This is a genomic window from Amycolatopsis sp. NPDC004368 (assembly GCF_053602515.1).
The window spans coordinates 1-4409 of the sequence record NZ_JBSGDT010000084.1 but is presented as its reverse complement, the minus strand read 5'-3'; the positions used below and the strand labels follow the sequence as shown (position 1 = coordinate 4409).

Below are 4409 nucleotides of genomic sequence, written 5' to 3'. Positions count from 1 at the left end.
GCGGGCCGGTTGTACGCGCAGACCAAGGCTCACCGGGGTGAGGAGCTGCCGGAGAACCTGGCCCACCTCGCCGACCAGGGGCCTGCCGCGCAGGAAGCGAGCTCGCTGCTCGCGCGCTGACCCAGACGTGCCGCGAAGGGCCCGCTCACCACGAGCGGGCCCTTCGCCGTTTCCGCCCCTACGGGTCATCCCGGGAAACTCACCCAGGTCGAGCCGAACCCCGTGACCGATTCCAAAGAATCCGTAAAGTGACCTTGTGGCTTTGGTAACGGATCTTCTGAACTGGCTGCAAGGACTCCCCGAACCGGGCCTTGTCGCCGCGGCCGGTGGGCTCGTGTTCGCCGAGTGCACCATCGGCCTGGGGTTCATCGCCCCGGGCGAGTCGGCGCTGCTGATCGCGGCCACGACGGCGACCACAACACCCCGGTTCCTCGCGCTGTGGGCCGTGGTGACGGTGTGCGCGGCCCTCGGCGACTCCGTCGGTTACCTGCTCGGGCGGCGGTTCGGACCACGGCTGCGGGAGACGAAGCTGATCCGCAAATACGGCCTCGACGCGTGGGACAAGGCCGCCGGCGTGCTCGAGCGGCGCGGGGCGTGGGCGGTGTTCTTCGCGCGGTTCCTGCCGGTGCTGAGAACGCTGACGCCGGCCGCCGCGGGGACGTCGCGGTTGCCGTTCCGGAAGTTCCTGCCGGCGACGGCGGCGGGGGCGTTGTGCTGGTCGCTGGCGCACATCAGCCTCGGGGCGGCGCTCGGCGAGGTAGCGAAGCAGGTGGAAGGCGCGCTCAGCACGGGGTTCCTGGTGGCGGCGGCCGTGGTCGTCGGCGTGCTGCTGTTCTTCCTGGTGCGGTTGAAGAAGCGCAAAACTCTGCAACCCGAACCGCCGGAACCGGAGCCCGTGCGCGCCAAGGAGTGATCTCCCCGGCGTCGAGCGTCCGTGAACGCTCCCGCGAATTACCGTGGACGCCATGATCCCCCTCGATCTTCCCGGGCCGGTGGCGTTCGTGCTCGGCGGCGGCGGGAGCCTGGGCGCGCTGCAGATCGGGATGCTGCGCGCGCTCGACGAAGCCGGCGTGACGCCCGACCTCGTGGTGGGCACGTCGGTGGGTTCGCTCAACGCGGCCGTGCTCGCGCTGCCCGGCGAGGACCGGCTCGGTCGGCTGCACGAGATCTGGAAGCACATGACCAAGCACGAAGCCTTCCCCGGCGGCGTGTTCAGCCAGGTGCGGACCCTGCGCCACAGCAAGACGAACCTGTTCCCCAACACGGGGCTGGAGAAGATCATCGACGATCACCTCGGTCCCGGCCGGCGGTTCGAAGAACTGGAGCTGCCGCTCGGTGTGGTGACCACGGACGTCGAGACGGCCGAGCCGGTGCTGTTCCGGACCGGACCGGTACGGGAGCCGCTGCTCGCGAGTTGCGCGATCCCGGGGATCTACCCGCCGGTGGAGCACGACGGGCGGCTGCTCTACGACGGTGGTCTGGTGGCCAACGTGCCGATGCGCCAGGCGCTCGCGATGGGCGCGAAGTCGTTGGTGGTGCTGGACTGCGCGTTCCCCGGCAAAATGCCCGGCGCGCCGCGCACGTTCGCCGAGGTGATGATGTTCACGGCGTTGATCAGCATGCGCAACCAGGCGGCGCTGGAGGCCCCCGCGGCGGCGCGGCGCGCACCGGTGGTCTACCTGCCCGGTCCGGCTCCCGTGCGGGTCAGCCCGCTCGACTTCACCCGGACGGACCAGCTCGCCGACGAGGCCTACCGGTCGGCCCGCGACCACCTGAAGGAACTCGTCGTGGACGGCCCCGGTCTGTACGGCGCACCAGGCCTCGTCACGGCGTGATCCACGCCACTGCGATGCACCTATCCGCTGCGTGAGGCGTCTTCTCGATCGCGTAGTTTTGGAATGGAAGAAGCCTGCCGGCCCGCGATACCCCGCAAAAGAGACAAAATGTTCCCGAAGAAGACTTTCCTTTCGGTTGCCGGAATTCTCGCGGCGACCCTGCTGGTTTCGGCGTGCTCCTCCGGTGGGGACACCGGCGGTAGCGCCGCGCCGGTCACCACCGGTGGCACGAGCGCGGCCACCGCGGCCACGCCGGCGACGGTCTCGATCGAACCGGCCGACGCCACCGGCATCAGCCCGACCACCCCGATCGTCGTGAAGGCCGCCAACGGCAAGCTGACCGACGTCACGGTGACCAACTCCAAGGGGAAGGCGGTCGCCGGCAAGCTCGCGACCGACGGCTCCAGCTGGACCAATTCCGAGGTGCTCGGCTACGGCGGCACCTACAAGGTCGTCGCGCACGCCCAGGGCACCGACGGCAAGCAGGTGGAGAAGGACGGCAACGTCACCACGGTCTCGCCGTCGAAGCAGGCCAACGCCAACCTGATCCCGGCGCCCTCGGCCGTGAAGTCGACCGGTGTGGGCGTGGGGCAGCCGATCGTGTTCAGCTTCGGTGTCGCGGTGAAGAACAAGGCCGCGGTGGAGAAGGCCCTGTCGGTGCAGTCGTCGCCGAAGCAGGAGGGCAGCTGGTACTGGATGGACGACAAGAACGTCCACTACCGGCCGAAGGAGTACTGGCAGCCGAACACCACGCTGACCGTCACGGCGAAGATCTACGGCGTGGACTTCGGCAACGGCGTGTTCGGCGCCGAGGACCGCACCGAGACCTACAAGGTGCACGACTCGTGGATCGCCAAGGCGGACGGCAACACCGAGCAGATGCAGATCTTCCACAACGGCTCGATGGTGAAGACCATGCCGATCTCCATGGGCAAGGACGCCACGCCCACGCACCTCGGTCCGCACGTGATCTCGTTCAAGCAGGAGAACTACACGATGGACTCCTGCACCTACGGTGTCTGCCCGCCGGACCCGAAGGCCTACCGCTCCAACGAAAAGTTCTCCGAACGCATCTCCAACGACGGTGAGTTCGTGCACGAGAACCCGAACAGCGTCGGCCAGCAGGGCAGCTCCAACGTGTCGCACGGCTGCATCAACCTCAACGCCGCCAACGCTTCCTGGTTCTTCCAGAACTTCGGCCTCGGCGACGTCGTGGAGGTCACCAACTCCGGCGGCCCGCAGCTGCCGGTCTGGGACCTGTACGGCGACTGGTCGAAGTCGTGGGCCGACTGGCAGAAGGGCTCGGCTCTGTGAGGCGGCTCCCGGGCTCCAGGTGAGCCCGGGACCTTCTCGGGGTTCGTTCCAGGTTTCGGGTTTGGGTTCGCGTTCGGTTTCGGATCGGCCAGGTTGAAAGGCGTCGGAGCACTTCGCTCCGGCGCCTTTCTCATTGCCCTGATAACTTCCGCACATGGCGCTCTTCGACGACACCGACCGCGGCGTGCTCCTGTTCGGCATCACCCCGCCCCGCCTGAGCACCCCGCCCGAGCGGATCCGCGAGATCACCGCCGCCACCCTGGCGCGCCTGGCCGCCCTCGACGTCGACGGTCTGGCCCTCTACGACATCGACGACGAGAGTGACCGCAACCCCGCGCAACGCCCGTTCCCCTACCTGCCGACCCTGGACCCCGCCACGTACCACGCGGACTACCTCGGCTCGTGGACGCGTCCGTCGGTCATCTACCGCTGCGTCGGCAAGTACACGCCGGCGCAACTGCGCACCTGGCTGCGGACCACAGACCCGTCCCGCACCCTCTCCGTCTTCGTCGGCGCGTCCTCCCGTGACAAGGCCGTGCGCACCGGCCTCCCCGAAGCCCACCGCCTGCGCCACGAGGAACGCCCCGACCTCCCCCTGGGCGGCGTCGCCATCACCGAACGCCCCGACGAGTACCAACGCCTGATCACCAAGCAACAGGCCGGCTGCTCGTACTTCATCTCGCAGGTGATCTACAGCGCCGACGCGGCGAAGAGCATGGTGTCGGACTACTTCTACGCCTGCCGCGCCCAGGGGCTCTCGCCTCGTCCCGTGCTGTTCACGCTCTCGGTGTGCGGCTCGCTCAAGACGCTCGAGTTCCTGAAGTGGCTCGGCGTCCACGTGCCCCGCTGGCTGGAGAACTCACTGCGCCACGCGGACGACACGCTGGCCGAGTCTTTCGAGCAGTGCCTGACGAACGCCCGGGACCTGGCGGCGTTCTGCCGGAAGCTGGGGATGCCGTTCGGGTTCTTGGTGGAGAGCGTCTCGATCCGCAAGGTGGAGATCGAAGCCACGGTCGCGCTGGCCGGCGAGCTGAGCTCCCTGCTGGGGCGGGGCGGTTCCGAGGTTTGACGTCTGGCCGGGCCGGGGCGTAGCTCCCGCCCGGCCGGAAAAGATCCGGAAAATGAGTCGGGCCCCGGGAGAACCGCTTTCGCGTTCTCGACCGGGGCGCGGTCCAGGCGGCCGGTGTCCACGACCAAGTCGGCCTCGGCGGGCCGCTGCCCCCAGCCGAGTTTCGTCCCCGAGCCCCGGACGACGACGGC

4 protein-coding genes and 1 pseudogene are annotated in these 4409 nt (G+C 68.7%); all 5 read left to right on the top strand.

The window, feature by feature from the left end:
- Positions 1-120 (top strand): annotated as a pseudogene (locus tag ACWEOE_RS42060) (lipoyl synthase); the annotation flags it as partial.
- 136 nt (positions 121-256) lie between these two features.
- A complete protein-coding gene (locus ACWEOE_RS42055) occupies positions 257-913 on the top strand; it encodes a DedA family protein (protein WP_452019437.1) in 657 nt (218 codons plus the stop codon).
- 52 nt (positions 914-965) lie between these two features.
- A complete protein-coding gene (locus tag ACWEOE_RS42050) occupies positions 966-1835 on the top strand; it encodes a patatin-like phospholipase family protein (RefSeq protein ID WP_452019435.1) in 870 nt (289 codons plus the stop codon).
- Positions 1836-1943: 108 nt separating this feature from the next.
- Positions 1944-3149: a L,D-transpeptidase gene (locus ACWEOE_RS42045; protein ID WP_452019433.1), complete on the top strand. Its 1206-nt coding sequence runs from the start codon at positions 1944-1946 to the stop codon at positions 3147-3149.
- A 154-nt stretch (positions 3150-3303) separates the two neighbouring features.
- Positions 3304-4218: a 5,10-methylenetetrahydrofolate reductase gene (locus tag ACWEOE_RS42040; RefSeq protein ID WP_452019431.1), complete on the top strand. Its 915-nt coding sequence runs from the start codon at positions 3304-3306 to the stop codon at positions 4216-4218.
- Positions 4219-4409: the final 191 nt, after the last annotated feature.

Coding starts and splice junctions, on each gene's coding strand:
- ACWEOE_RS42045 (WP_452019433.1), top strand. CDS start 1,944: ATGTTCCCGAAGAAGACTTTCCTTTCGGTTGCCGGAATTCTCGCGGCG.
- ACWEOE_RS42040 (WP_452019431.1), top strand. CDS start 3,304: ATGGCGCTCTTCGACGACACCGACCGCGGCGTGCTCCTGTTCGGCATC.
- ACWEOE_RS42050 (WP_452019435.1), top strand. CDS start 966: ATGATCCCCCTCGATCTTCCCGGGCCGGTGGCGTTCGTGCTCGGCGGC.